Raw genomic sequence first — 25634 nt, 5'->3', positions numbered from 1 at the left:
CGGCAGGCTGCCCGCTACTGCCAGGCTTGCGGACTGCCGTTGAAGAATGTTTGCGTGGTTCTTCCGCCAATGCCCGCCGATCTGCGTGAAAATGTTATGGCGTTGGAAGGTGGAGAACCTCGCCTTCTGGAGCGGCTGCTGGGTTTGGGGGGGGATGAGCAGGCCCTGGCTTGGTATCCCTTGGACGCGGGTGTCCTTGTCGTCGTGAACCGGATCAACAGTCGCACCCATACTCTATATCTGATCGAATCTCACATCCTTGCCCATGGCCAGGGAGGCGCGCGCGTTCCGATGCTGGGCGAGTTGCCCGCCCCAGATACTTGGTTGGCCGCCCCCGCTGTTGGGGGGGGCGGTTTCCTGCTCGCAGCCAAGGGGGCGACGGCTGTCAAGCTCTACTGTTCGCCAAGCCTGCGGCGCGGGGGTGCGTTGGTTGAGGTGCCAATGCCTGACCAGCACGAGGTGGTGGGTCATGTTGTTGATTGCAGCGGTCGGTTTGTTGTCGCACTGCGTCAGTCGGGACGGGTTTCGTTGGTTCGCGGGTTTGGATTGGAGAGATGGCAGCAAGGGCCACTCCTGACCGCCGCCCTCAACCCCACAGCGGGAATTGCCATGGGGGTAATAGAGGGTGGGGGGTTCTGGCTGACCGACGGCGTCACCATTCTCCATTGGCATGATAACCCAGCGGGAGCGCCGGATACGGTATTGACCGTTCCCGATGGGACGCTGTTGCCAGATACTATGCGTGAACGACTGAATCACCACCGACTGAGTCACCTGGGCGCACGGCAGGTGGGTGGGGCCAAGCCTGCGGCTCACCTTTACTTGCCCACGATAGTGGAAAGCCACGGTGTTGCCTGTCTTCCGCTTGTACCGGACGGGCGCCCAAATTTGCTTGCCAAAATCAATGGGCGCAGTTCGTTCAGTGCCATCGATACAGCGACGGGCGGGCTGATTCTCGGTGACGAGAGGCAGATTGAATGTCTGCTGCCTGATGGTACCACGGCCTGGCGTATCCGGGACATTGATGTCAGGCCAGTCCCTCCGCTGCGTATTGGAGATCAAATCCTGACTATGTCGGGCTTGTCCGGGATTAGCGCGGCCAATACCGGCCGCGAGGCCACCCTGTCTTTGTGGAAGCAGGACACTGCCTCACAAGGGCCTGAGGTTCAGCGGCATCTGTCCGGCTCGGTAAAGAGCAACTTCCCGCCTCTTCTGGTGGGAAACCGTGTGGTCTATGCAACCGAAACAAAAGAGGGCATGCGGGTTCGCATGTTTGAGTTGCCGGTGGCGTCTGAAACAGGGGGGCTGGAGTGATGCGGCGGCTTCTAGCCGGGTTGCTGATGGTGGTATTGCTGTTAACTGGCGGCGCGACCGCCCAACAGGAAGTTGTCGTCAAACCTGAATTCGATGTACTGATTGACAATTCTGGATCTATGGACGGTTTTCGTTTCAGTAATACATGGATTTCGTTCGTCTCGGCGCTAGACAAAACATCTGGTCGTCGCTTTGTATTCGATGAAAATCTTCGACGAGTTAACTTTGATCTTAAATCCCTCCCGTTGGATGCACAGGTAACGGATCTGGGGCAGGCAATCAAGTCCTGGATGGGTATCGCTAAGCCGGGGCAGTCCGCTATCATCGTGACGGATAATGTCGCCGACAGCCGCAATGCGCGTTCCAGTTCCAGTCAGTTGGAATGGGAGCGGGAACTTCAATCGGGCTCTGTTGCCCATCTGGTGTTGGTCCCGTTGCGCCTACCTTTCAATGGGAGAATTTATTCTCCGGTTGACGCTGGTGCTGCTGATTATCAGGGGCAAAGGGCACTTGCCGTTTATCTTTTGGTGAAGGCTGCGGATGACAACGCGACTGTCAGGGACTCTGTCCTGGCCTTGGAGGCATCGGCGCGCAGCATTCTTCAGAACTTGCGGGCAGAACCCGGACGGGGAGTGGAGCATGTGTGGCTGCCCATCACGCCGTTCGACATTGCGGGTTCTACCAGTCAGGTGATCCTGGATCTGGTCAAGCAAGAACGCGCCACCGTACGCTTGCTTACAGATACGGATGGTAAAACCCGTTTGGAAATTCGCGATTTTGGGGTTGGTGACACGATTGCTTTCGGTTTCGATGCCACTGTGCGGCCTGGCGAGAATTTCGTTCTGAAGGATGCGCAAGTTGACGCGCGGCTATCGCTGGATGGCCACACCAAACTGGTTAATGAGGGGCTGATCAAGGCAGCGGTGACACCGACACAGAGCGACCTTGGCCCCGAAGGCCGTAAGTTCCGCATCGATTTCTCTGTACAGCCCTTCCATGTCATCGACCTGTCCTATCCGGACATGTTGCAGCTGGCCATGGCGAATGAAACAACGGTCAAGGGCAAGCTGAACATCCGCTACAGCGTGGAACGCAACAAGCTTTGGCTTGTAGACGGACTGTCTGTTGGTTGGAGCTATGATGGGCCACCTAACGATCTGCGCCAGCCGGAACGGGCGATCCAATCGCGTATCTACCGATTGACAGAGCTGGTTCGAGGTTCCGTGCGCACCGACGCATTGACGCAGGATGCCCTGACTATCGATGTGGAAATGCATGTCCGTTATCCCCTGCGCCCTCTGTTGCTGGGGATCGTATTGGGGGCATTGGCGCTGGCAGGGGCAGTCTGGGTCCTGCTCCAACTGTCACGGCCGCGTGCCTTCCTCGGTCGCAATGATGCCAACCAGGAACAGTTATTGGCTCCGTCCCTGTTTGCTCCCGCCTACATGGTGAGCAGCGATCAGCGCTGCGGCATCACTGCGCGTTGGCTGCCTGTCGGCATCTTGGTGAGCGCCAATGGTCAGTTGCGAACAGGGAGGCTGCTGCCATCGGGCGGCGGGGCGATCGAGGTTAGCATGCCGGCGGACGACGCTGCTTTGCCGTCCTTCTACAGTTTCTTTCTGGAACCTGTGTCCGATCCGACGCCGGAAGACGACGACGGATTCTACTGAACGAGGTGGTTGAATGACGATGGGACTAAAGTTATGCCACCTGAGAATGCTGGCGGCCATATTGCGGCGGCCATGCCTAGCGGCCAGTCTGCTGGTAACTGGACAGGCATCGGCGCAGACAGTGAGCGGGACCCACCGGCTGTTCGATTTCACTGTTTCGATGCCCGACAATTCGGATGTCGTAATCCTGGCCATAATCCTGCTGGGTACGCCATTGGCAGCTTATGCGATCTACCGGATGTTGTTGAAGGGGACCGTTCAGAAGGGGGTCCATCCATCACATTTGTCGGCTGCTCTTTGGTTGTGGGCTCTTTTCGCTGTCAGCGCGATACCGCTGCTTCTGCCGTGGCTGGGCTTCGGTATGGGGTGGTTTGTTCTTTCTGCTGCACTGCTCAGTGTGACGGCGTTGGTGTTCATTGTCAGCCGCGTCGTCATCGTCACTTGGGCGGCGGTTCTGTTGATTCTGCTCGTGCTCATCGTCGGCTCGCTGGCCGGCGGCATCCTCTGACCATGCCGACGGAGCTTTCACCATGGCGACTGACAACAACAAGCGTGTAATCACCCAGCACCCGACCCTGCTGATTGGTCTGGGTGGTACCGGAAAACAAGTGCTTTTGCAGTTGCGTCGTATGTTCTTCGACCATTACGGCGCGCCTACCCTTGGCCATATTGGCCATCTCTGGGTGGATACCGATACACGCAATCGCACGTTGGATGGCAACGCGCTGAACTGGTTCTACGAACAGGTCAATTTCCAGGCGCGGGAATCCGTTATGGTCGAACTGACCAAGTCGGATCTGCGCAACTATTTTTCCCAACAGAAAAGCTATCCAAATATCTTCTCCTGGCTTGATCCCTCGCTGGAGAAACATGGTGAGATTTCAGACGGCGCGGCCCAGATTCGCATGTTCGGTCGGCTGGCTTTCTTCAAGCACTATCCGCGTATTCGTCAGGCGCTGCAAACCACCCTCGACGATATTCGCAACAGTGCTCGCCACATGGAGACGCTGCGTGATCATGGCATCCAGGTGGACGCTTCGCGCACAGATGCATGGCTGGTCATGTCGGTCGCCGGCGGCACTGGAAGCGGCATGTTCCTCGATATGGCATTTGCGCTGAAGTACCTTGATCCCAACATCACGATACGTGGCATCATTGTGCTGCCATCCGTTTTCACACGTGAATACAACCATAAGATATTCGGTAACTCCTACGCCGCGCTGATGGAACTGGAGCATTACAATTACGCCAAGGATACGGGCGAGGGTGCGGCTAGCCACCTGTTCCCGGTGCAGTGGACACTTGATCAATACCAGTCCCGGCAAACGTTGCGCGGTCCGGTCTTTGAAATGGCCTATCTGGTCGGGAACAAGCCCGACAGTCCGGCGGGCGAGTTGCGGGTGGACCAGAAGACCGCTCTTTGCGACATGCTGGCGGAATGTCTGTTTGTCGAATATGGCGGTCGCTCCGAGGCGATGGCCCAGGACTGGGCCAGCAAGCGGTCTAACCTTCAGGACAGCTTGGCCAACGTCGTCAGCTTACCCTATCACGGTGCCGTCGAGGGCTTCACCGTGACTGAGGAGTTCAGCTGCCGTTATGGCAGCATCGGTCTGTCCAAGTTGCATGTACCGATCCAACGCGTTGCCGCCCTGGTTCGTCATCGGCTGGCCCAGGATATGGTCAAACATTGGGTCGAGCCCGCCGGTGTTCCTTCGAATTTCGATAACTTGATCGCCAGCGACTACCATCCCAGGCTGATGATGCGCGAGCAGGCAGGGGGCGGGCGTGCGGGCCTTTTCGTACGTGAACTGGGGCGCGGAACAGGCGGAGCATCGCTTGAGCAACTGCTGCGTCAGTCCGTGGAACGCCGCCGGGAGGAATTCCTGCGATCCGCCGCCAATCCCGACATTGGGTCACGGTTGACGGAATGGTTGCAGACCGAGATGCTCCGCGACCAACTGGACAAAACCAATCCTGACCGGAAAAAATGGGGCGTATTGACCCGCCTGATCCTGGATCAGGGGCTGGAGGATATGTTCAGCCAGATCAGTGAGGAGTTGGACCGGATCGTCGGTGCCATGGTCAATTCTCCTGGTCAGCGGTTCACTTTGACGCGTGAGCTGTTACGACGGCTGTTCGTGACATTGGAAGCCGGTCGGCAGGTGCTTGTGACGCAGGTGCAACGCACCCGTCTTCAGTCGGAACGACGCAGGCAGGAGATCGCGAAACGGTTAAACTGGCTGAATGGGATTCGCGGTCGCTTTACGCGCAAGACGGTTGTCGATGTCATTATTGACCTGAGCGCAGATTATCTTCTGCAGGAACTGCGCGCACAACTCTGCGAGGCGGCAATTGATCTATGCGGTCGGCTATCGGATCTGATTGGACGCGGGACTGTTACGCAGGATATCTCCGGAAAGGAGATACTGGTTGAAACAGGTCTTGTGAAACAACTGAGCAACTTGGAGCAGATCTTGATTGAAGATTTGGCTCCAATGCTTGGCAATCATGTGGATTCTTTACGTCAGCTACCAGATTCTCCGATTAATATCAGTCTGTTGGAAGAGAGCGACCTTCGGGATTTCTATGTTACGAGGGAGAACAAGCCTCTCGACGCAGCCGCTCTGGTCGATCTCTCCAGTCGTTTCTTCGAGGAAGCCGCTGATGCAGGGGGAGGATTGTGGGAGATGCGTGAGCTGTTGCAGCGCGACGGCTCCGGTAAAGCCAGTGAGCTGCTGCTGACCTTTGCACGGCGGGCGACGCCACACCTTGACGAAAGGACTGTGGATGCAATTGACCGCTTCTCACGCAAATACTCCGCCGATGGGCAGGAGTATTCATCGATGCTACAGCGGCTGCTGAACAATGGTATGCCATGGCTTAATGCACCGCGTCATCACGTCATGGAAGACAAAACGCTGGCACACAGGAAACTGAATATAAGCCTGGGTATCTGTCCCACCAGTCCCGAGGTGGCACGCAAGAACTTCTTGAAGCGGATGGAGAATAACTCGACTCTTCCGCTGCCCGTTGTGGATAACCGGCCCGACTGTGTTTACGTTGCGAGTGAAATGGCAGGTGTTCCACTGGCAGTAACGCCGGAGTTGGACCGGTACCGGGACCTTTCCTACTACACCAGCCTGCGTAATGGCCTGGCGCTGCATATTGATGTGGACTACGAGAAGTTCCAGGACATCCTGGTGCGCAACGCCGAGGACGCGGTCCGCTACATTGATGCCCTGCATCTCGTCGGCACGGCGATCCTGGCGAATGTCATCCGAGTGGACCGGACCCAGCGTACCGGCGGCACACAGCGGATGGAGCTTTTCTATATCGACCGGACCAGCGTGATGAACGACCCCATTAACCTTGGTGCCTTGAAACTGGCGTTGCGCCGGCTGCAGGAAGCAGGGTCGGAAGGGTTGCGTCGCAATATTCAGAACGATACGGACCGCCGCATCCGACAGATGAACGACACTGAACGCGCCCGCTGGCTGGCCTTGCTGCGCTATCATGCCCGGCACAAGTCCTTGGGTAACAGTTCGATCGCGTCCGTGCTGGAGCGGCTGGCCGAACAGCTTGAGCGCAGCGATCCGGATCTTGTCGAACTGGCCCGACAGCAGGTCGAGCGCATCGGTGACTGGGCCGTCGAACAGCCAAGCAACAGCGGCATCTATTGTCTGGCGGCAAGATAGGACGGGAGAGATGTTGTTGATCTGTCCTGACTGCCATGACTGGGAATTCCATCCACGCGACCGCTTCTGCGGCGGGTGCGGTCGCTCCTACATCCAGGTGAAGGCCACCGTCGGCAATGCCCTGCATTACAAGGAACGCCCCATCGCGGCTGTGGCCGTAGAGCTGCGCAACACCGGTCGCATCCCCACCGGTGGCGGCAAGGTCAGGGTTGTCACCGAAGGAGGGCGCGAACTCTGGACCGAGCAGCTTCCATCCGAAGCACTGGCCATGCAGGGCGATGTCTGGAAGGGCAGCTGGAAGCCGCGCGCGGGCGCCAACCCGACCGTGGCTGAGCTGCGCTTTCAGCCCACCAATGCCGGTCAGGAGCTTGTGCTGGCCACATTGGGGTTCGGGTTGACCCGGGCGGTGGTGGGGTTGGAAGAAGACAGCATTGTTCTTGATATGCTGACTATCAGCAGTATGGAGGACATGTCGGTCAAAGTGCCGTTACGACTGCTCAAAGGACAGGTGGGGCGGCTGCGTGGCATCGTTCTGGTTGATGACAATCAGGGAGCCGGCACGACCATCCTGGCTGATGACCAAAACCAGGAGCCCCTTATCCTGCGGCCCAACCGGCTGACATATTTCGATCTGCCGCTAGCGGCTGAATTGTGGTCGCGGATCATGGCTACGCCGGCGGGCGTGAATGTCACATTGCGAATATCACTTGATGAACAGGAGCAGCCGACGCGTCTCAATCTGCGTTTGTCTGTCAGAACGGCCGCCAGCATCGAGGTGAAGGTGCTGGAACGCTGGCGGCTGCAGGTGGATCGGCCCGGCTTGGCCTTCATCGGCGTTGCCAATGTCGGCGGGCAGTCAGGCCGCATTATGTCCCTGACAATGGCGCTGCGCGCGCCGGCGCCCCTTGGGGGGGCAGAAGTGACAGGTCGCATGGAGTTTCGGGCCAACCTGCCTGAACAGGGTTTGGTGCTTGTGGCCGGAGAACGACGGCATGTTGCCCTGACTTTGCCAGTACTGTCATCGACACCGGTGGAATATCAGGGAACGCTGACCGCAGTATTGGCCGATGGATTGCCCGCTGTTCAGCAATTGGTTGTTGTATCAGTGCGACCTGCACAAGTCCTCGACGGCAATGTCGCCATCGATTTCGGTACAACCGAGACGGCCATGGCCATCCGCCGCCGCGATGCCGGCCCAGAGCCCGCGATACTGCGACTAGAAGAGGAAGGGGAGTTCTTGCCAACGGTCATCGCCTACACGGTGGATGCCAATGGCAGTCTGCGGACCCTGATCGGTCGGCAAGCCCGTATGCCTGAAGCGACCGCGGATCAGCGAACACTGATCATTGAGGGCCTGAAATGGCGCCTGACGGAGGCCGGTGAGGTTGTGCGTCCAGACGGAACGGTTTGTCATATGCTGGAGGTGGCCGCCGATTATCTGCGCGCCGTTCGCCAAAGGGCGGAGGAACGGATCGAGATAGGGGCAGGGATTCGTGAGGTGTACATCACCGTTCCATCCCGATTCAGTCCCTCTCAGGTCACCGCCCTTCTTGAGGCTTTCCGGTTGGCGGGGATGTCTGTCCGCATGCTGAATATCAGTCGGCAGCCGACACTGGTTTCCGAAAGCTGGCCACCTGCATGCCTGGCTCTGCCCATACAAAGCCTGTCCGCCCTGTCAAAGCGTGCCCTGCGCGACGATATTCCCTTGGCAGGCGTCAGCAAGGGGCGCTTCGGATTGGTGACCTTCGACATGGGTGGTGGCAGCACCGATGTCTCCGCCTTCCTGGTGTCCATCGAAAACCTAGCGTCGATCAATAGCAGGGAGGTATTCACGGATGGCTCAAACGATATCTCCGGCAACATCATTTCTCGCCTGTTGACGCAGGCTCTGATGCCATCGCTGCGTTTGGCGATGATGCAGCGTGGAATCCTGGAGATCAACGTTCCCATCCATCCCCCTTGGGACCCGTCACCGGGAGGCTACATAGACCGGCTGGGAGGAGACAATGGTCGGAACCTGGCGAAGATGGTCTGGGCCCTGCAAGCCAATCCGGCATTGGCTGCACCCCTAGATCTCGACAATTTGGAATCGGAAGCGAACCAGCCGCTGATCGAACAGATGGCTGCGTCAGTGATCAGCAACACCCGTCTTCCCCCGGTAGAACTACGCGACCGGTCGGGAAATGTGCATCAGTTCGCCTGGGGCGAAGGGGGGGTAAGCCTGAACATTACCGCTTTCCTCCATAGTTTCGTATCCGGTCCCGTTGCCGTGGCTCGGCGGCTGGTCCAGGACGCGGCCAGTGCCTTGGCTGCCAACGGTGAGCGCGAAGCCAACTACATCATCATGACCGGTCGCGGTTCCATGTTTGCGCTTATGGGGCCATTGCTGGATGCTCAAGTGAAGCGCCTCTGGGAAACGGAACAGCCGCGCTTCCGCATGGATGACGGAATGTTGAAGCCCATTACCAGCCTGGGCGCCCTGTTCCTGGCGCGTAGCCTGAACAATGCACCGGGCATCCGTTTCAGTTCCGGCTTGTCAACATGGTTTGGCTTCCAGGGTGACCTTGATCCTGATACCGGACATCCGCAATTCATTGTCTTGTGCCAGGGCTTGCCGAAGACGGTTGTGGTGGCTTCCTTGCCGTTGTCCTGGGACGATGAGTTCCGGCTGATCCTGGGTATCTCAATGTTTGAAAGCGGTGAACTTGCCGCCAGTAGCTTTCGACCGGATTTTGAGTTGGACATTGTGCTGGCCGATACCAGCGGGCCCCCGCGCTTCGTTCGCGTGGAGCCTTCGACGGGGCGCGACCTGACGATCAGCATCGTTCGTGCGAAGGATGCCCAGATGGCCGCGACAAGCGGGGGAATCCTGTTCAGCACCACACTTAGCTTGTTGCCTGCGGGCTACCAGCCCCCACCGGAAGGGGCGGCGCATGAGGGAAGAGGGCCATGAAGCTGACAGCATATGTCGACCTTGCGCAGATTGCCCGTCTGACTGTGGCCAGCCTAGCCGTAGCGTGGGCGCTGCTTGTCGCTAACCCTGTGCAGGCAAATTCCACTGAGGCGCTGGTGTATGGGCGTTACCTTGGGCCCAATGGAAAAGCGTCTTCCGTCTGCAGGAAAAGTTCGAATATCTGGCCGGCAGGAAAGTATACTATTATTATGGCCCCTATGTTAAGAGATAAAAAAATATATGGCCCTATTGCAATCACGCTTGAGGTGGTGTCAGGTAACGACCCTAACAAAATGAAAAACCATCTTATGAGTGATGAGGTTTTTGATTCTGGATTTAATCAGCCAATTCCTCTTGTTGATTTAAAAGATTACTTGTCTCCATGGTTGAGTAATGGGAAAACATCTCGTGATTTATTGAATCTTATCTGTGGATTGGAGGGGGTTGAGAAGTCGAGTGATGAATTCGGCCCGGAACTCTGGCGGATTGGTGCGCTGATATCTGGGGGCGGAGATGCTACTAGATACTTCAATATTATGAGGCATGGCCTCGGTGCGCCACCAACCGTTCAGACGCCGAACGAGTTCGGGGCGTGGTTAATCGATGGAGCGGAGCCGGTGTTCGGTATAGATCGCTCTGTCATTAAACAGAAACCTGAGATCAATGATTTGCTTGAGAAGCTCTCAAATGATGTCAGGTCAATAATATTAAATCAAAACAATAACAAGGTGGATGATAACGAAATTATTAAAAATAACGAGAAAAACAATGATGGCAATCATATTTCACTAAATAACAATGATAATAAAAGTTTTGATGGTAGTGAAGAAGGTAAAAATACCGCAATAATTTCAGCAATAGTATTTTTCATTGTCGTGATATTTGCATCGACATTGGTTTATATTATAAATAGTCGAAAAATTATTGAAAATAAGCATCAAGCTATAAATCCGAATTTTGTTCAAAAAAGTCACTCTGGAGGGAATTCCGAAACTTCAGAATTTGTTATGTCAGAAGAGGGCGTCTCTGAGGATGGGGAATATAAACACATGTATAGGAGAGTTGATGTTCTTGAAGCGAAGCTTCATGATCTCTATTCGAAGATTGAGCCGCTTCTGGTTCATATAGAAGAGGTTAATAACGCGCAGAGGGTCTTGCGTGACCGGGTGGCCGTCTTGGAGAGTTCCAGTGTGGACGTCACGGCGCTTTGGGCAGAAATTAAAGAGAGGAAGCAACTCTCTGTGCCTGAAAAAGTGCCAGAAAGCAGAGTGCCAGCGGCGCCCCGCACGACGGTACAGCGTACAAGCCGACAGCTGACGAAGCCAAATCTCCTGGAGGGAGACAAGAATCAGTTCGCTGAAATCGTGAGTAAACTTGGCCTGTCGCGAGAGGTTGGCTTGGCCCTTGAAAGTGTTACCGATGATAATGCCCTGCTTGATTGGCTGACCCGTCAGTTGCTGACAACCGGTCAAGCCTGGGATCGGTACGAACGAATTGGTGTTGAGATGACACGCCTTTCGCGGCGATGGTTGCTTATCCTTCCCGAACTGGGCAGCATGATGGATGAGAATTTACACGAGCCTGTTCAATATCACGCGCAAGGTGGCCGTGCTCAACGCATCCTGGAAGTGGTAAGGCCCGGCTTGATGGGGCCAGATCAAACTGTAAGGTTGAAGGCAAAAGTAAATATCACGCATTAAATGTGTGTCATTTCCATGGTTGGTTCGCCGTCGTGATTGTGCGGGGGGGCCCAGGGGGGCGAGGCCAATGCCTCCCGAAGCGATTGAAGGAAGACGTTGGCGCGGCTGCTGCGGCCCCGGCGCGCATGCACCAGGGCGACTACGTCGGCGGGGGGCAGGGACCATTCGGGGAGAACCCGATGCAGCCTTTCCGTTGCAAGGTCCCTGGCCACATCCCACTCACTTCTCACGATGATGCCGGCCCCTGATAGAGCCCAGTCACGAATGACCTCGCCATCATTGGTCGACATGGTGGGGTTGATCCGCACCGTCGCACCGCCCAGCGTCGGGTGCGTAAATCGCCACAGCGTGACATCTTCATTATTTTCGCGCAGGGCCAGACAGCGGTGCAGGCCAAGATCCTCCGGCCTTTCAATGGGCGGGTGGTTTGCCAGATAGTCCGGTGCCGCGCAAAGCAAGCGGCGATTGGGGGCAAGGGTTGTCACCAGCCGGTCACTTTCCGGCAAGGCGCCGATATGGACCACGATATCCCAGCTTTCCGACATCTGCCGTATCGGGCTGTCCGATAATTCGAGTGTGACGGTGGCGGCAGGGTGCTGCTGTGCGAACGCCTGCACGATGGGGGCGACATATCGCCGACCAAAGCCGTGGGGGGCCGCAATCCGCAAATGCCCCCGAACCTGCGTCGTTCGCCGGGCGAGGCGTTCGGAAAGATCATCCATCGCCTCGATGATTGCCCGCCCCTCCGACGCAAGCAACTCGCCCTCGTCGGTGAGGTTCAGTCCGCGCGAGGTGCGGTCGACCAGATTGACCCCGACGCGCAGTTCCAGGGCGCGCAGCCGCTGGGTCACCGCCGGTGCGGTGACATTCAACCGCCGCGCCGCCTCCGCCAAAGATGGGGAGGCGGCGATCATGGCGAAGAAGGTCAGATCCTCGGTGGAGATCATAAGATCGGCCTTAATCAAACATGAAGTGATAGTTAATTGCGGAGTTCATGTTTTTGCATGATCCTCTGGTTGACGCAATGCCTCCGGAACCAGTGCTTCCGTTTGCCGGCATTGGCATGAAAAGGTGGATTATGGCGTTTATGGTCTGCGATCAGCATTACATCGGGGGACGCTGGACGGCTTCGTCCAAAGCCGGGAATGCGTTGCCGGTCATCAATCCGGCAACCCAGAAGGAGATCGGCCTGGTCACCTCCGGTCACGCCGATGACGTCGATCTTGCCGTCGCCGCAGCGCGTGCCGCCTTTCCCGCATTCTCCGTCAGTCCGGTGGCAGAGCGTGCGGCGCTGCTGGGCAGGATCCTGGCGCTGATGGAGAAGCGGGCGGAGGAGCTGGCCCAGGCGATCAGCACCGAAATGGGGGCGGCAATCAGCTTTTCACGGGCCTCGCAGGTTCCCTTTGGCATCGCGCATGTACGTGCCGCCATTGATGTGCTGGGGACCTATGAGTTCATCCGCCGGCAGGGAACGACGGCGATCATCAAGGAGGCCATTGGCGTCTGCGGACTGATCACACCGTGGAACTGGCCCCTATATCAGGTCACGGCCAAGGTCGCCCCGGCCATCGCGGCGGGCTGCAGGATCGTGTTGAAGCCCAGCGAGATGTCGCCGCTCAGCGCCCAGTTATTTGCCCAAATCATGCATGATGCCGGGACCCCGCCGGGTGTTTTCAACCTTGTCCATGGCACCGGCCCACAGGTGGGCGCCCCGCTGGCCGCACACCCGGATGTGGACATGATCTCGATCACGGGATCGACGCGTGCCGGCATTCTGGTGGCACAGGCGGCGGCCCCGACCGTGAAGCGTGTCACACAGGAACTGGGCGGCAAATCGCCCAACATCCTGCTGGATGATGCCGATTTCGAGCGTGTCGTGCCGTTGGGTGTGGCATCGGCCTTCCGCAATGTCGGGCAGTCCTGCAGCGCCCCCACCCGCATGCTGGTGCCGGCCAGCCGGTTGGCGCAGGTTGAGGAACTGGCGGCGAAGGCCGCTGCTGCCATGACGGTGGGTGATCCGATGCAAGAGGGGACGGTGCTGGGGCCCGTCTCCACCCCAGCGCAGTTCGACAAGGTACAGGCCATGATCACCATCGGTATGGCGGAAGGGGCGAAGCTTGTCTGCGGCGGGCCGGGGCGGCCCGAAGGCCTGAAACAGGGATATTTCGTGCGACCGACCATCTTCTCCCAGGTGCGGTCGGACATGCGTATCGCCCAGGACGAGATATTCGGCCCGGTCCTTTGCCTGATCCCCTATGCCGATGAGGAGGAGGCGGTGAGCATCGCCAACGATACGGTTTACGGCCTGGGTTCGCATGTGCAGTCCGCCGATCTTGACCGTGCCCGGCGGGTCGCGTCGCAAATACGGGCCGGGCAGGTCCATATCAACCATCCCGCCTGGGACGCCCATGCCGCCTTCGGTGGCTACAAACAGTCCGGTAATGGCCGGGAATATGGAGCGTTCGGCATGGAGGAGTATCTGGAGACCAAGGCGGTCCTGGGCTATTTCCCGCAATGAATGGCGGCATTAAGTCCAGCCTTATCCCATCATGCAGAAGCCGTTAATTGCGCCGCGTTGATCGCGCGAGCACCATTGAAATCACCCTATCTGCGAGGACCTATCCTGTGACGCACGCGGACACAATGACGAACCCTGACACGGCCCCTGCGCCGGTGCGGTTGGCGGACCTTGAAACGCCCTGTCTGATCCTGGACGCCGACCGCATGGACCGCAACATTGCCCGCCTGCGGCAGCGGCTTTCATCCCTTGGTGTTTCGCTGCGCCCGCACCTGAAGACCGCGAAGTCCGCCGATGTGGCGCGTCGGGTGATGACGAGCGCGGAAGGTCCGGCAACGGTCTCCACCCTGAAGGAGGCGGCGTATTTCGCCGCAGCCGGCGTCAAGGACATGATCTATGCCGTCGGCATCGCTCCCGGCAAACTGGCCAAGGTGCAGCAGCTTCGCCAGGACGGTGTCGATATCGCGGTCGTCCTGGACAATGTTGAACAGGCCGAAGCCGTGGCGGCGGCGTCGCGGGCGGCGGGCCATGCCATCCCGGCGCTGATCGAGATCGATTGCGACGGTCACCGGTCGGGCGTCCTTCCCGATGATGCCGACCGTCTGCTGGCCATCGGGCGGGCGCTGGTGCAGGGGGGGGAGCTTCGTGGCGTTCTGACCCATGCCGGTGCCAGCTATGGTGCCCGCACCGAACAGGCCCTGGTCGATGCGGCATCCCAGGAACGCCGCGCGGTGGTGCAGGCGGCGCAGATACTGCGCGGTGCCGGCCTGCCATGCCCGGTGGTGAGCCTGGGTTCCACGCCCACGGCCCATTTCGCCACCGATCTTTCCGGTGTTACCGAGGTGCGGGCCGGCGTGTTCGTCTTCTTCGATCTGGTGATGACGGGTATCGGTGTCTGCACGGTGGACGATATCGCCCTGTCGGTCCTGGCCACCGTGATCGGGCATCAGCGGGAGAAGGGCTGGGTGCTTGTCGATGCCGGCTGGATGGCGATGTCGCAGGATCGCGGCACCTCCAAGCAGCCTGTCAGCCAGGGCTATGGTCTGGTCTGCGACAGCAGCGGCAAACCCTATGGCGACATCATCCTGGCCGATGCCAACCAGGAACATGGCATCGTCACCGTCCGGCCCGGTTCCGGGGCGACCTTGCCCGATCTGAAGATCGGTGACCGGGTCCGCATCCTGCCCAACCATGCCTGTGCCACGGGGGCCCAGCATGCCGGCTACAAGGTCGTGCGCGGCGCGTCGGATATTGTCGAGGCCAGCTGGCCGCGTTTTGGAGGCTGGTAATGTCCGGTATTGAAACCATCCTGACCGATACCGCCCCAGCGCCTGCTGGCCATTATGTGCAGGCGGTGCGGGCCGGTGACACGCTTTATATCTCCGGGCAATTGCCGATCCGCGCGGATCGCCAGCCGCTGCCCGATACCAGCTTTGAGACGCAGGCCCGTCAGGCCGTGACCAACATGCTGGAAATCCTGAAGGCGGCAGGTGGAACGTCGGCGCAGCTGGCGCGCGTGACCGCCTATATCGTGGGCGTCGCCAACTGGCCGGAATTCAACCGTATCTATGCGCAGATGCTGCCCGACGCGCGGCCGGCGCGGACCGTCGTGCCGGTGCCCGAGCTTCACTACGGCTTTCTGGTGGAAATCGACGCCGTCGCGTACATGCCGGTGATCAAGCCGGCGTAACCGCATACGCGCCGGCAGCCCAAACCCACCTCGTTGAGGTTTCCCCATGCTTCCCGCTGTTCGATCCGTTGCCAGTGACGAAACCCTGCCCCAGTCCGTCGATGTCGTGGTGATCGGCGGCGGCATTGTCGGCACGGCGTCGGCCTATTATCTGGCCAAGCGCGGCCTGTCCGTGGCCCTGCTGGAGAAGGGCCATATCGCCTGTGAGCAGTCGAGCCGGACCTGGGGATGGTGCCGGCAGCAGAACCGCGATCCGCGTGAAATGCCGCTGTCGCTTCTGTCCATGTCGCTATGGGACGGGTTGGCGGCGGAGATCGGCCAGGATCTGGGCTTCCGGCGCACGGGTCTGGTCTATGCGACCGACGATGCCGCCATGCTGGCCGGGTGGGAGGCCTGGGGGCCGACGGCGCGGGCGTTCGGTGTTGAAACCTACATGCTGACCGGGGCGCAGGCCGCACTGCGCATTCCCGAAACCCGCCGCAAATGGGTGGGCGGTTTGCACTCCGTCGCGGATGGAAAGGCGGAACCCGCCTGGGCGGCACCGGCCCTGGCCGAAGGGGCGCGTGCGCGCGGCGCCACCATCCATCAGAACTGCGCCGTGCGCGGCCTGGACATCACCAATGGCCGTGTGACGGGTGTGCATACCGAAAAGAGCAGCATCCGGGCGGATGCGGTTCTGTGTGCCGCCGGTGCCTGGGCCTCCACCTTCCTGGCGCGTCATGGCGTGGTGTTTCCCCAGGCCAGCGTGCGGCAGACGGCGTTGCGCACGAAGCCGACCCGTGATGTCGGCGACGTGGTCTATTGCCCCGACCTGGCCATGACGCGGCGCCTGGATGGTAGCTACACCCTGGCGATCAGCGGGCGGGCGACGTTGGAACTGACAGCGCAGGGCATGCGGTTCGCGAGGCAATTCCTGCCGCAATTCATCAAGCGCCTGAAGGCGGTGCAGATCGGGGTCGGCAAGTCTCTGTTCGCGGGACCGGAATCCCTTCCATCCTGGCTGGGCAGCGATGACCGGATGTTCGAACGTCAGCGCGTGTTGGACCCGGCCCCCAACCGGCGGCTGGTTGAGGCCATCATGGACAATGTGAAGGGCACCTTCCCTGAACTGGCCGGGATTGAGATCGACCATGTCTGGGGCGCCTATGTCGACTGTACGCCGGATGCCGTGCCGGTTGCGTCCTGTATTGACGCGATCGGCGGTCTGTTCCTGGCGGCCGGCTGTTCGGGGCACGGGTTCGGCCTTGGACCGGGTATCGGCTATCTGATGGCGCAACTGATCGCCAATGAAACACCATCCGTCGACCCCACACATTTCAACCTGTCGCGGCTGGTTGACGGGTCGACCATCAAAGTCGGCTCGCTTTAGGACTTTCCACAGTAAACAGACAATTCCAGGGGGCACAACATGGGCACGATTGCTATGGCCGCTTCCGGACAACAGCCATCGGGCGTGATCGGAACGGCTGTCAAATCGGCGGGGTCGCGTCTGCGCAGTATCGATGCGCTGCGTGGCTTCGTCATGGTGGTGATGCTGTTGGACCATGTCCGGGAGACGTGGTTCCTGCATGTCGACATCACCGATCCGGTGGATGCAAGGACCATCATGCCGGCCCTGTTCTTCGCCCGGCTGGCCGCCAGCCTGTGCGCGCCGATCTTTGTGGCGCTGACAGGGCTGGGTGTCTTTCTTTATGCCCGCAACCACACGGCCCAGGAAACGACCTCCTACCTGCTGAAGCGCGGCCTGCTGCTGATGGCGATTGAGGTGTTTTTCCTGTCACCGCTATACTGGGGCGTTGCCCAGCCGACGCTGTGGCTGCAGGTCATCTGGTGCATCGGCGTGTGCATGATCGTGCTGGCCGGCCTGTTCCGGCTGCCGCTGGCCACGCTGATCGTGCTGGGTCTGGTGATCGTCGCGGGCCATAATCTGCTTGATCCCATCCGTCTGGCCCCGGATGCGCCGTTCCACTGGCTCTGGGCCCTGCTGCATCAGCGTGACCTGCTTGTCCTTCCCTTCGGGCTGGTGGCCAAGACCAGTTATCCTGTGCTGGCCTGGATCGGTGTGATCCTGCTTGGCTTCGGGATCGGGCCCTGGTTCCTGCCGCATGTGTCGGCCCAGGTGCGTCAGCGCCGGCTGATGCTGCTGGGTGTCGGCATGATCGCCCTGTTGATTGGCCTGCGCCTGCTGAACGTCTATGGCGACAAGCCGTGGTTTGTTGTCGATGGTGATCCGGCCCGGACGATGATGAGCTTCATGTCGCTGACAAAATATCCGCCATCGCTGGATTTCCTGCTGTTTACCCTGGGTGTCGGATCGCTGCTGCTGGCGTTTTTCGAGCGTATCCGCGATGCCGGTGTCAGCAGCGCGCTGTCGGTGTTCGGCGGTGCCCCGATGTTCTTCTACATCTTCCACCTGGCCATGTTGCGCGTGCTGTACCACACGGCCCTGGCCATCTGGGGACCCAACCATGGGATTTTGTTCGGGTTTGATACTTATGGCTGGGTGTTCGCCTGGTATCTGGGCCTGATCATCCCCTTCTACATTCCGACGGCCTGGTTCTCGCGGTTGAAGGCGCGGCGCAAGGATATTGCCTGGCTGAGATATTTCTGACCAGTCGCGTCTTTCCCTGGGACGGCAGTCAGGTCGTATGCTGAATGCTGGTGGATAATGTCGTCACAATGATGTCCAGGTCGGCGTTCGTCAGCCAGGGGGAATTCCCGAGGAGCAGGCTGGTCCGTGCCAGCCTGCGGGCCTGGGGCAGCGGCGTGTCAGGCAGGATATCGGCCAGGAATGGATAGTCGGGAAGGGCATGGACGAATAGCCGGGATAGGCCCAGGCCAGCCCCCCACAGGCTGTCCAGGGCCAGATCGCAACTGGCCGCATCGGGCATGCGCAACAGGAAGGACGGCCAGATACCGTCGGTCCCCCCGGGATCGCCCTGGACCGTCAGGCCCGGCACGCGGGAAAGACGGGGCAGAATTAGGTCCGCCTGCTGACGCCCTCCGGCCAGGAAGGCAGGCAACCGCGCCAAGGCACGTTCGCCCACGCCTTGACGCCAGCGACCCACGCCATGCATCGGGATGGTACGCCCGAAGCGATCGCCGGCGGCGGTGAGGATGTCGCCATGCCGCAAATGGCGCCGCAGGGCACGCCCATAGGCCAAAGGCAGCAGCCGGGGGCGGTAGAGAAGGGTATAGGCGGCCAGTTCCAGGCTGCGCTGCCACTCCAGAACCCGGTTCTCCGGCAACAGTTCCGCCGCCGTCCGCGCCAGTTCCGCGCGCATGTCGGGATCGCGGGCATGCAGCAATCCGCCTTCATAAAGGGACAGTCCTTTGCCCACGGCCAGGCTGTGGAAGCCGATATCGCCGATGGTCCCGGCTGGCCGCGTGCCGATGCGGGCACCCAGGGCCTGGGCGGCGTCTTCGATAACAAAGGCCCCATGTTGCGCCGCCAGCCGCAAGGCCGGTTCCAACCGCGTCACCCTGCCGGCGAGGTGGGTGGGAAGCACGGCCAGCGTGTCGGGGTCGATCAGACGGGCCAGTTCTGTCTCGTCCAGGTCGATCCCGCCCGGCGCCAGATCGCAGGCCACGGGTTGCAATCCGCAATGCGCGATGGCGATGGCCACCAGCGGACAGGTAAAGCCGGGCACGATCACCTGTCGGCGGGTGCTGTACCGGCGCAGCGTGGTTAGCGCCACGACCAGTGCCGCCGTGCCGGAACAGGTGATCAGGGGCGGTGCCTCAAGGTCCAGCATGTCGGCAATGGCGTTGGCAAAGCCGCGCCCCGTCCGCCATCCGGCCAGCAGGTCGCGCCAGCCCAGCGGCAGACCCGCCGTGGGCGGCAATTCCCGCCAGGGATCATGGGGGCGGGGTGGCATGTTCCTCCTCCTCCAGTGCCAGACACAGGATGCCGGCAACGATGGCGACGGCGCCCAGCAATTGCGGCCAGTCCAGGCTTTCCCCGAACAGCAGCACCGCGAAAGGCATCACCGCCACCACCTCCAGATGCGAGGCGGCGAAGGCCGGGCCGATAGGTGCGTGCCGCAGCAGCGACATCCAGGTGACGAAGGCCCCCAGATATCCGGCCACGGCCATGTAAAGGCCGGGATGGACCAGCAGCCGCAGCAGCCAAGCCACATCCGCATCCATGGGCAAGGCGCTGTCGGCCGCCAGCTTGAAACCGACCTGGGCCATGACATCGAAGCCCAGCAGGAATACGAACCCGATGGCGATGCCTTTGCGCATCACGATCCCCCCACGCCCACGGCGGCCACGCCCGCGGCGATCAGCAGGATGCCGGTCAGGCGCAGGCGGCCCAGCTTCTCTGCGAAGAAAAGCCGCCCGGCCAGCATGATCAGCACGATATTGACGGAGCCCAGCAGCACACCTGTCGACAGGGGCACCAGCGACAGGAAGGCTGTCCAGGCCAGGAATTCGCCCAGGTAGCAACCGACGCCGATCCAGATCCAGGGACGGCCAGCCATGGTCCGCCAGCGGGCCAGCCCGTCGCCGGGTGCCAGGGCCGCCTGCTTGAAGGCCAATTGCCCGCCGGTATCGAAGAACATGTTCAATAGCCAGAGGGCCAGGGTGAGGTTTGACATATGCGCGCCGCCCGTCACGCCACCAGCATCTCGGCCAGGGTTTCCCGCGCGGCGGCCAGGGTCTGGTCTATATCGTCATGGCTGTGGGCGAAGGAGACGAACAGGTTCTCATAGGCGCCGGGATGGAACATCACGCCCCGGTTCAGCATCCCCTCCCACCACAGGCGGAAGGCGTCATGGTCGGCATGGCGGGCCGCGTCGCGGTAATTGCGGATCGGTTCGCGCGAGAACCAGAGCTGGAAGACGGGACCCAGGCCCACGACATGCGCAGGCACGCGCAGGTCACGGACGATACGGCCCAACCCCTCCCGCAGCCGATCGGACACGGCGTAGAGATGTTCATACATGCCGGGGCGGGCCAGTTCGTCCAGGGCGGCATTAGCGGCAGCCACGGCGATACCGTTAGCGTTGTAGGTGCCGGCCATGGAGACCTTGCCCTGTTCGACCAGGGCCATGATGTCGGCCCGCCCGCCCATGCAGGCCACGGGGAAGCCGCCGCCCAATCCCTTGGCAAAGACCGACAGGTCGGGGCGGATGCCGTAATGGGCCTGGGCACCGCCCAGCGCGATGCGGAAGCCGGTGATCACCTCGTCGAAGATCAGCAGCACGCCGTGCCGGTCGGCCAGCATGCGCATCGCCTCCAGATACCCGTTCTCCGGCAGGATGCAGCCTGTATTGCACATGATGGGTTCGGTGATGATGGCGGCGATATTGTTGCCTTCGCGCGCCAGAACCTCACGCAGGGCATGCACGTCGTTCCAGGGCAGGATGATCAGGCTGTCGCCGATGCCATTGGGCAGGCCCGGCCCCTGCGGCACGGGGCGTGGCGCCTGGTCGGGGCCTGCCGTTTCGGGGTTGGGATGCTTGCTCCAATAGATGCCGTCGGAAAAGCCGTGATACATGCCCTCGAACCGGATGATCTTGGAACGACCGGTGAAGGCGCGGGCCAGACGGATGCTGTAGAGCACCGCCTCGGTGCCGGTATTGCACAGGCGGACGCGTTCCAGGCTGGGCACGGCAGCGCGGATTTTTTCGGCCAGGATTGTCTCTGCCGCGGCGGGCAGGGCGAAGACGGTGCCGCAGCGTTCGATCTGATCGACCACGGCGTGGGTTACCGCCGGTGGGCGGTGGCCCAGCAGCATGGGGCCAAGGCCCAGCAGATAATCGATATACTCATTGCCATCGACGTCGGTGACCCGCGATCCGGTACCATGGCTGATGAACAGCGGATGCGGGTCCCATCCGGCCCAGGTGGCGCGCGCCGTGCTGTTGACGCCGCCGGGAATGATGCTGCGCGCCTTGTCGAACAGGGCGGCGCTGCGGCGATAACGGTCGGGCTGCCAGTAGCGTTGGGTCATGCTGCGTACCTGCTTGCAAAGAAGGGAAGGGGGCGGCGGTCGGTGACCGGGGCCATGGCACCGTGTGCATCGGCCATGCCAGGAAGGGTGCGGGGCAGGGAGGGTTCTTCTGATCTATCTGTAATTATTGTATTTTTCTGGGCTGAGTGCATTTCTGGTGCACCGGTCAGCACCATCCGGTGTGCCGACGTATCGGGTTGCTAACTACAAAATTTGTAGCTCGCCTGATGGGCGCGTCAGCGACGGGTTCACGCGCAAAGCGTTGATCCGTGCGGTTTTCGCCGGACGGACGGCGGCTGGCACGGGGTTTGCGGTTTGGACCGGAACCCTGGCCGCCACGGATGGTCCCCATGACCCCGCTTCTGCATCTCCATATCGATTTCGATGGCACCATCTCGTCCGTGGATACCACGGACCTGATCCTGGAGCGGTTCGCGCTTCCCGCCTGGCGGGAGGTGGAGGCCGCCTGGGAACGGGGCGAGATCGGGTCGCGCGATTGCATGGCCCGGCAGGTGGACCTGTTGCGTGTCGCCCCCGATGACCTTGACCGTTTCATCGCCGATATTCCTGTCGATCCCGGCGTCCCGGCCTTTGCCCGGATGTGCCGGGAGCGTGGTCAGCCCTTCACCATCCTGTCCGATGGGTTGGACCGGGTGGCGCATGGCGTGATGCGCCGGCTGGGCCTGTCGGTGCCGATACGGTCGAACCGTCTGCTGTCCTTGGGCGATGGGCGCTGGCGCCTGGGTTTTCCGCATGCCGATGCCGGCTGCATGACCATGGCCGGCAATTGCAAATGCGCCGGCATGGAGGCGATGCGGGGCGATGATGGTCGCCCCACCGCCCTGATCGGCGATGGCCGGTCCGATTTCTGCGGGGCGGGTGCAGCCGACCACGTCTTCGCGAAGGGACGCCTGGCCGCCCATTGCCGGGATCAAGGCATTGCGCATCTGCCCTTCGCGGGCTTTCAGGACCTGACGCCCTTGTTCGCCGACTGGCTGGACCGGCATTTCAGGCCGGCGGTGGCGGCGGAATGACGGAATTGGGGATACCATCGCACGTACGCTGCCTTGTCCTGGATCTCGATGGATCGCTGACCGGGCAGGCGGGGTTGCGGCGACGGATTGACGACGGGTCCGCCGTGCTGCTTCCGGCCCGCGATCTGGGACCAAGGCTGCGTATCCTGGCATCACGCCGGGGTTTGAGCACCCTGCGGCAGCGGATTGCGGATGTCTTTCCCCTGACGGGGGGATCGGCACCACTGATTTTCTATGGGTCCGGCGATTTTCACCATCTGGCGGCCCTGTTCCTGGCATCGGTGAGGGAGCCGGTCACATTGCTGCATTTCGATAATCATCCCGACTGGACATCCTTTCCCGCCACCTGGAACTGCGGGGCCTGGGTCAACCGGGCGTTGGAGAACCAGTGCGTGTCGCATGTCGTGACCATTGGGCCGGCCAGTGATGATTTCGTCCGACCGGAATGGAAATTCGCCAATCTGGAGGCGATCCGGGCGGGCCGGCTGGAGGTGCATCCCTGGAAGGCGGCACCCAGCCGCCTGTGGGGCCGGCCCGTGAATGGCCCCGGCTGCCGGACCCAGGCCGGGCATATCGTCTGGCGCAATCTGGCGGATGCGGGGGCCGAACAGTTCGCTGCCGACCTGGAGCGCCGTCTGCCACCCGGCGGCCTGTGGGTGTCGCTGGACAAGGATGTCCTGACGCCGGCGGAGGCGGTCACCAACTGGGACCAGGGCGGTATGCAACTGGATACGGTGCTGGCGCTGGTGCGGCGGTTGGCGCGGGGCCGGCGGCTGCTGGGCATGGATGTCTGCGGTGACCATTCGCCGCCGCTGTTTCGTGATCCGCTGCGCTGGCTGCTGTCGGCCACCGACCGGCCTGCCCGACCGGTTGATGATCCCGCTGCCGCGCGCGCCATCAATGACCAGACCAACCGTCGCATCCTGCGCATGGCGGACGCCATGGCCGAGGAGGGGATATGGCCGAAATGATACCGTGGGCTTGGCTACGCCGCATGGGCGGCGCGGCGGCAGTCGCCGCCGAACCAGACCCTGTTGGGTTGACCTCAACAGGGTCTGGTATGATACATGACCGCAGCATCTTCCTGTCCGGTGCCGGCATGGGCGGGCGGCGGGTCGGCCTGCTGCTGATCCACGGGTTGGGCGGCACGCCGGTTGAGATGAAGCCGCTGGCCCGCAAGGCGCGCGACGTCGGCGCCACCGTGCTGTGCTGTCAGTTGGCGGGCCATTGCGGCACGGCGGCTGAACTGGCCGGCACGCCCTGGCAGGACTGGTTTGCCAGCGTGGAAGCGGGGCTGCTGCGGCTGGAGCAGAGCTGTGACACCATCGTGGTCGGCGGGCTTTCCATGGGGGCCTTGCTGGCCGCGCGTCTGGCGGCGGGCCGGCCCGCCCGTGTGCATGGCCTGATCATGCTGGCCCCGACCCTGCGCTATGATGGCTGGTCCATCCCCTGGTACGGCTTCCTGCTGCGCATCCTGGTCCATACGCCGCTGGGAAAGCGTCTGGCCTTTGTGGAGCGGGAACCCTATGGCATCAAGGATGCGCGTATCCGGGCCGCCATCGTCCGCGCCATGCATGCCGGAGACAGTGCCGCTGCCGGTCTGCTGTCCACCCCAGCCCATGCCATCCGGGAGATGTGGCGCCTGACGGCGGACCTGAAGCCACGCTTGCCATCGGTGCGGCAGCCGACCCTGCTGGTGCAGTCGCGTGAGGATGACATTGCCAGCCTGTCCAATGCCTTTTATCTGCAACGCCGGCTGGGCGGTCGCGTGGACATGCTGGTGCTGGATGACAGTTACCATCTGGTGACCGTGGACCGGCAGCGGGACCTGATGGCCACCCGCGTCACAGATTTCCTGACGGCCCTGGTGCGCGAACGGCCAGCGGCCCTTCTGCCCGCAAGGGTGGCCAATGGTGGCTGACCTGAATGCCCGCATCCTGACGGATATTGGCCAGCTGCCGGCGGCAGACTGGGATGCCTGCCAGCCGGGAGAGGCCGAAGGCTGGGTCTATTACCGTGCCTGTGGCGGTCCCGTGGCCGTGGTCATGGACAAGGATGGGCTGGTCCTGGGTGCCCCCTTGTTCGAGATGGAGTACCGGCTGGACACCCCGTTCCAGGGAAGGGCCGGTGACATCGCGCGGCGGCTGGCGGGGTTGCTGCCGGGCCTGATGGTCTGGCGTCTGCTGGGAATAGGGTCGACCCTGGCGGAGCGCTGCCATGTCGCGGCCCGGCCCGGTCTGACACCGGCACAGCGGGAGGTGGCGCTGGACACCCTGCTGGAATTGCTGGCGGCGGACGCGCGGCGGCGCGGGGCGCGGCTGACCGCCTTCAAGGATGTGGCCGCACCGGAGGCGGACTGGCTTACCCCGCTGCTGGTGGCGCGCGGCTTCGTGTCCGTGACCAGCCTGCCTGTGGCCGTGCTGGATCTGACCGGCAAGGCGGGGGAGGCGGATTATCTGGCGGGCCTGTCGGCATCAACGCGCAAGGATATCAGGCGCAAGCTGAAATCCGCCGGTGCCGTCCGGGTCGAACACCGCCCGGCGGCGGGCGATCTGCTGGACCGGGTGGAAGAGCTTTATGAAAGCACGCGCGCCAACAGCCGGGTCCGCTATGGCGAGTTCGAGGAACTGCCAAAAGGCTATTTCGCTTCCGTGCCGGCGGCACTGGGTGATCGCGCGCGGTTCGTCTTCTACTGGGTCGGTGATCGGCTGGTGGCGTTCAATCTGCTGCTGCTGGCCGATGGCCGGATCATCGACAAGTTCCTGGGCATGGAGTATCCGCTGGCCCGCGACCACAATCTCTATGTGTTGAGCTGGCTGGAAAATGTGCGGCTGGCGATGTCGTCCGGCCGGCCCCGGCTGCAATCGGGCCAGACCGCCTATGCCGCCAAACTGCGTTTCGGCAGCAGCCTGGAACCCTCCGTCAATCTGGTCCGCAGCCACAATTTGCTGCTGAACCTGCTGCTGCGCCTTGTTTCCCCCTGGCTGGGCTTTGACCGGCAGGACCCCGATCTGGGGACCGTGCGGGAGAAAGGCGCGTGATGATCGCGGATGCCGTTGGGGGCGGCCGCTGCTTAAGATGTTCGACGGGCCACGGGTCCA

At 61.4% G+C, this 25634-nt stretch carries 20 protein-coding genes; 15 read left to right on the top strand and 5 right to left on the bottom strand.

Annotation, left to right across the window (positions count from 1 at the left end):
* Nucleotides 1-69: 69 nt before the first annotated feature.
* Genes ACODSP_RS14960 through ACODSP_RS14935 form a run of 6 tightly spaced genes read left to right on the top strand, consistent with a single transcriptional unit; the run spans nt 70 to nt 11332 of the window.
* Nucleotides 70-1314: a hypothetical protein gene (locus ACODSP_RS14960; protein ID WP_488966365.1), complete on the top strand. Its 1245-nt coding sequence runs from the start codon at nt 70-72 to the stop codon at nt 1312-1314.
* A complete protein-coding gene (locus tag ACODSP_RS14955) occupies nt 1314-2984 on the top strand; it encodes a hypothetical protein (RefSeq protein ID WP_488966364.1) in 1671 nt (556 codons plus the stop codon). Before ACODSP_RS14960 ends, ACODSP_RS14955 begins: the two co-directional genes overlap by 1 nt.
* Nucleotides 2985-2997: 13 nt before the next feature.
* Entirely contained in the window at nt 2998-3492 is a 495-nt protein-coding gene (locus tag ACODSP_RS14950; protein WP_488966363.1) for a hypothetical protein, read from the top strand.
* Between the two features lie 22 nt (nt 3493-3514).
* Nucleotides 3515-6679, top strand: coding sequence for a tubulin-like doman-containing protein (locus tag ACODSP_RS14945; RefSeq protein ID WP_488966362.1), 3165 nt, complete (start codon nt 3515-3517; stop codon nt 6677-6679).
* Nucleotides 6680-6689: 10 nt separating this feature from the next.
* Nucleotides 6690-9632, top strand: coding sequence for an Hsp70 family protein (locus ACODSP_RS14940; RefSeq protein ID WP_488966361.1), 2943 nt, complete (start codon nt 6690-6692; stop codon nt 9630-9632).
* Entirely contained in the window at nt 9629-11332 is a 1704-nt protein-coding gene (locus ACODSP_RS14935) for a hypothetical protein (RefSeq protein WP_488966360.1), read from the top strand. Before ACODSP_RS14940 ends, ACODSP_RS14935 begins: the two co-directional genes overlap by 4 nt.
* On the opposite strand, the gene ACODSP_RS14930 is transcribed toward ACODSP_RS14935, so the two are convergent.
* Entirely contained in the window at nt 11329-12279 is a 951-nt protein-coding gene (locus tag ACODSP_RS14930; RefSeq protein ID WP_488966359.1) for a LysR family transcriptional regulator, read from the bottom strand. The genes ACODSP_RS14935 and ACODSP_RS14930 overlap by 4 nt on opposite strands.
* Nucleotides 12280-12395: 116 nt before the next feature.
* Between ACODSP_RS14930 and ACODSP_RS14925 the strand changes: the two genes are divergently transcribed.
* The 5 genes from ACODSP_RS14925 (at nt 12396) to ACODSP_RS14905 (ending at nt 18151) form a co-directional block, all read left to right on the top strand.
* Nucleotides 12396-13850 (top strand): aldehyde dehydrogenase family protein, encoded by a 1455-nt coding sequence (locus ACODSP_RS14925; RefSeq protein ID WP_488966358.1) that lies wholly within the window; start codon nt 12396-12398, stop codon nt 13848-13850.
* 125 nt (nt 13851-13975) lie between these two features.
* Nucleotides 13976-15139, top strand: coding sequence for a DSD1 family PLP-dependent enzyme (locus tag ACODSP_RS14920; RefSeq protein WP_488966357.1), 1164 nt, complete (start codon nt 13976-13978; stop codon nt 15137-15139).
* Complete coding sequence (locus ACODSP_RS14915) at nt 15139-15540, top strand: RidA family protein (RefSeq protein WP_488966356.1); 402 nt, start codon at nt 15139-15141, stop codon at nt 15538-15540. The genes ACODSP_RS14920 and ACODSP_RS14915 overlap by 1 nt, the downstream gene beginning before the upstream one ends.
* Nucleotides 15541-15586: 46 nt before the next feature.
* Nucleotides 15587-16909, top strand: coding sequence for an NAD(P)/FAD-dependent oxidoreductase (locus tag ACODSP_RS14910; RefSeq protein WP_488966355.1), 1323 nt, complete (start codon nt 15587-15589; stop codon nt 16907-16909).
* A 39-nt stretch (nt 16910-16948) separates the two neighbouring features.
* Nucleotides 16949-18151: an acetyltransferase domain-containing protein gene (locus ACODSP_RS14905; RefSeq protein WP_488966354.1), complete on the top strand. Its 1203-nt coding sequence runs from the start codon at nt 16949-16951 to the stop codon at nt 18149-18151.
* Nucleotides 18152-18179: 28 nt separating this feature from the next.
* Here ACODSP_RS14905 and ACODSP_RS14900 read toward each other — a convergent pair whose 3' ends face one another.
* From ACODSP_RS14900 to ACODSP_RS14885, 4 genes are read right to left on the bottom strand one after another with little or no spacing between them, the layout of a single operon-like run.
* Nucleotides 18180-19418 (bottom strand): DegT/DnrJ/EryC1/StrS family aminotransferase, encoded by a 1239-nt coding sequence (locus ACODSP_RS14900; protein ID WP_488966353.1) that lies wholly within the window; start codon nt 19416-19418, stop codon nt 18180-18182.
* The gene (locus ACODSP_RS14895; protein ID WP_488966352.1) at nt 19399-19785 is read right to left on the bottom strand and encodes a DMT family transporter; all 387 of its coding nucleotides are present in this window, start codon (nt 19783-19785) and stop codon (nt 19399-19401) included. Before ACODSP_RS14895 ends, ACODSP_RS14900 begins: the two co-directional genes overlap by 20 nt.
* Nucleotides 19785-20141, bottom strand: a complete 357-nt coding sequence (locus ACODSP_RS14890; RefSeq protein WP_488966351.1) for a DMT family transporter — start codon at nt 20139-20141, stop codon at nt 19785-19787. Before ACODSP_RS14890 ends, ACODSP_RS14895 begins: the two co-directional genes overlap by 1 nt.
* A gap of 14 nt (nt 20142-20155) precedes the next feature.
* Nucleotides 20156-21499, bottom strand: a complete 1344-nt coding sequence (locus ACODSP_RS14885) for an aspartate aminotransferase family protein (RefSeq protein ID WP_488966350.1) — start codon at nt 21497-21499, stop codon at nt 20156-20158.
* Between the two features lie 350 nt (nt 21500-21849).
* Between ACODSP_RS14885 and ACODSP_RS14880 the strand changes: the two genes are divergently transcribed.
* From ACODSP_RS14880 to ACODSP_RS14865, 4 genes are all read left to right on the top strand, one after another.
* Nucleotides 21850-22533 carry an MtnX-like HAD-IB family phosphatase gene (locus tag ACODSP_RS14880; RefSeq protein ID WP_488966349.1) on the top strand — a complete coding sequence of 228 codons (684 nt, stop codon included), beginning with the start codon at nt 21850-21852 and terminating at the stop codon, nt 22531-22533.
* Nucleotides 22530-23504 carry an arginase family protein gene (locus ACODSP_RS14875; protein ID WP_488966348.1) on the top strand — a complete coding sequence of 325 codons (975 nt, stop codon included), beginning with the start codon at nt 22530-22532 and terminating at the stop codon, nt 23502-23504. Before ACODSP_RS14880 ends, ACODSP_RS14875 begins: the two co-directional genes overlap by 4 nt.
* A gap of 89 nt (nt 23505-23593) precedes the next feature.
* Complete coding sequence (locus tag ACODSP_RS14870) at nt 23594-24454, top strand: alpha/beta hydrolase (protein ID WP_488966347.1); 861 nt, start codon at nt 23594-23596, stop codon at nt 24452-24454.
* Complete coding sequence (locus tag ACODSP_RS14865; protein WP_488966346.1) at nt 24444-25574, top strand: GNAT family N-acetyltransferase; 1131 nt, start codon at nt 24444-24446, stop codon at nt 25572-25574. Before ACODSP_RS14870 ends, ACODSP_RS14865 begins: the two co-directional genes overlap by 11 nt.
* Nucleotides 25575-25634 lie beyond the last annotated feature (60 nt).

Source organism: Niveispirillum sp. FG156 (genome assembly GCF_057809555.1).
This window is presented reverse-complemented; position numbering and strand designations above follow the sequence as displayed.

What these genes read in the sequence shown, in the direction of transcription:
- ACODSP_RS14925 (WP_488966358.1), top strand. Translation starts at nt 12,396, where the DNA reads ATGAAAAGGTGGATTATGGCGTTTATGGTCTGCGATCAGCATTACATC.
- ACODSP_RS14865 (WP_488966346.1), top strand. Translation starts at nt 24,444, where the DNA reads ATGGTGGCTGACCTGAATGCCCGCATCCTGACGGATATTGGCCAGCTG.
- ACODSP_RS14885 (WP_488966350.1), bottom strand. Translation starts at nt 21,499, where the DNA reads ATGACCCAACGCTACTGGCAGCCCGACCGTTATCGCCGCAGCGCCGCC.
- ACODSP_RS14880 (WP_488966349.1), top strand. Translation starts at nt 21,850, where the DNA reads ATGACCCCGCTTCTGCATCTCCATATCGATTTCGATGGCACCATCTCG.
- ACODSP_RS14930 (WP_488966359.1), bottom strand. Translation starts at nt 12,279, where the DNA reads ATGATCTCCACCGAGGATCTGACCTTCTTCGCCATGATCGCCGCCTCC.
- ACODSP_RS14890 (WP_488966351.1), bottom strand. Translation starts at nt 20,141, where the DNA reads ATGTCAAACCTCACCCTGGCCCTCTGGCTATTGAACATGTTCTTCGAT.
- ACODSP_RS14875 (WP_488966348.1), top strand. Translation starts at nt 22,530, where the DNA reads ATGACGGAATTGGGGATACCATCGCACGTACGCTGCCTTGTCCTGGAT.
- ACODSP_RS14950 (WP_488966363.1), top strand. Translation starts at nt 2,998, where the DNA reads ATGACGATGGGACTAAAGTTATGCCACCTGAGAATGCTGGCGGCCATA.
- ACODSP_RS14940 (WP_488966361.1), top strand. Translation starts at nt 6,690, where the DNA reads ATGTTGTTGATCTGTCCTGACTGCCATGACTGGGAATTCCATCCACGC.
- ACODSP_RS14905 (WP_488966354.1), top strand. Translation starts at nt 16,949, where the DNA reads ATGGGCACGATTGCTATGGCCGCTTCCGGACAACAGCCATCGGGCGTG.
- ACODSP_RS14900 (WP_488966353.1), bottom strand. Translation starts at nt 19,418, where the DNA reads ATGCCACCCCGCCCCCATGATCCCTGGCGGGAATTGCCGCCCACGGCG.
- ACODSP_RS14935 (WP_488966360.1), top strand. Translation starts at nt 9,629, where the DNA reads ATGAAGCTGACAGCATATGTCGACCTTGCGCAGATTGCCCGTCTGACT.
- ACODSP_RS14895 (WP_488966352.1), bottom strand. Translation starts at nt 19,785, where the DNA reads ATGCGCAAAGGCATCGCCATCGGGTTCGTATTCCTGCTGGGCTTCGAT.
- ACODSP_RS14920 (WP_488966357.1), top strand. Translation starts at nt 13,976, where the DNA reads ATGACGAACCCTGACACGGCCCCTGCGCCGGTGCGGTTGGCGGACCTT.
- ACODSP_RS14870 (WP_488966347.1), top strand. Translation starts at nt 23,594, where the DNA reads ATGATACATGACCGCAGCATCTTCCTGTCCGGTGCCGGCATGGGCGGG.
- ACODSP_RS14960 (WP_488966365.1), top strand. Translation starts at nt 70, where the DNA reads ATGCCCGCCGATCTGCGTGAAAATGTTATGGCGTTGGAAGGTGGAGAA.
- ACODSP_RS14945 (WP_488966362.1), top strand. Translation starts at nt 3,515, where the DNA reads ATGGCGACTGACAACAACAAGCGTGTAATCACCCAGCACCCGACCCTG.
- ACODSP_RS14955 (WP_488966364.1), top strand. Translation starts at nt 1,314, where the DNA reads ATGCGGCGGCTTCTAGCCGGGTTGCTGATGGTGGTATTGCTGTTAACT.
- ACODSP_RS14910 (WP_488966355.1), top strand. Translation starts at nt 15,587, where the DNA reads ATGCTTCCCGCTGTTCGATCCGTTGCCAGTGACGAAACCCTGCCCCAG.
- ACODSP_RS14915 (WP_488966356.1), top strand. Translation starts at nt 15,139, where the DNA reads ATGTCCGGTATTGAAACCATCCTGACCGATACCGCCCCAGCGCCTGCT.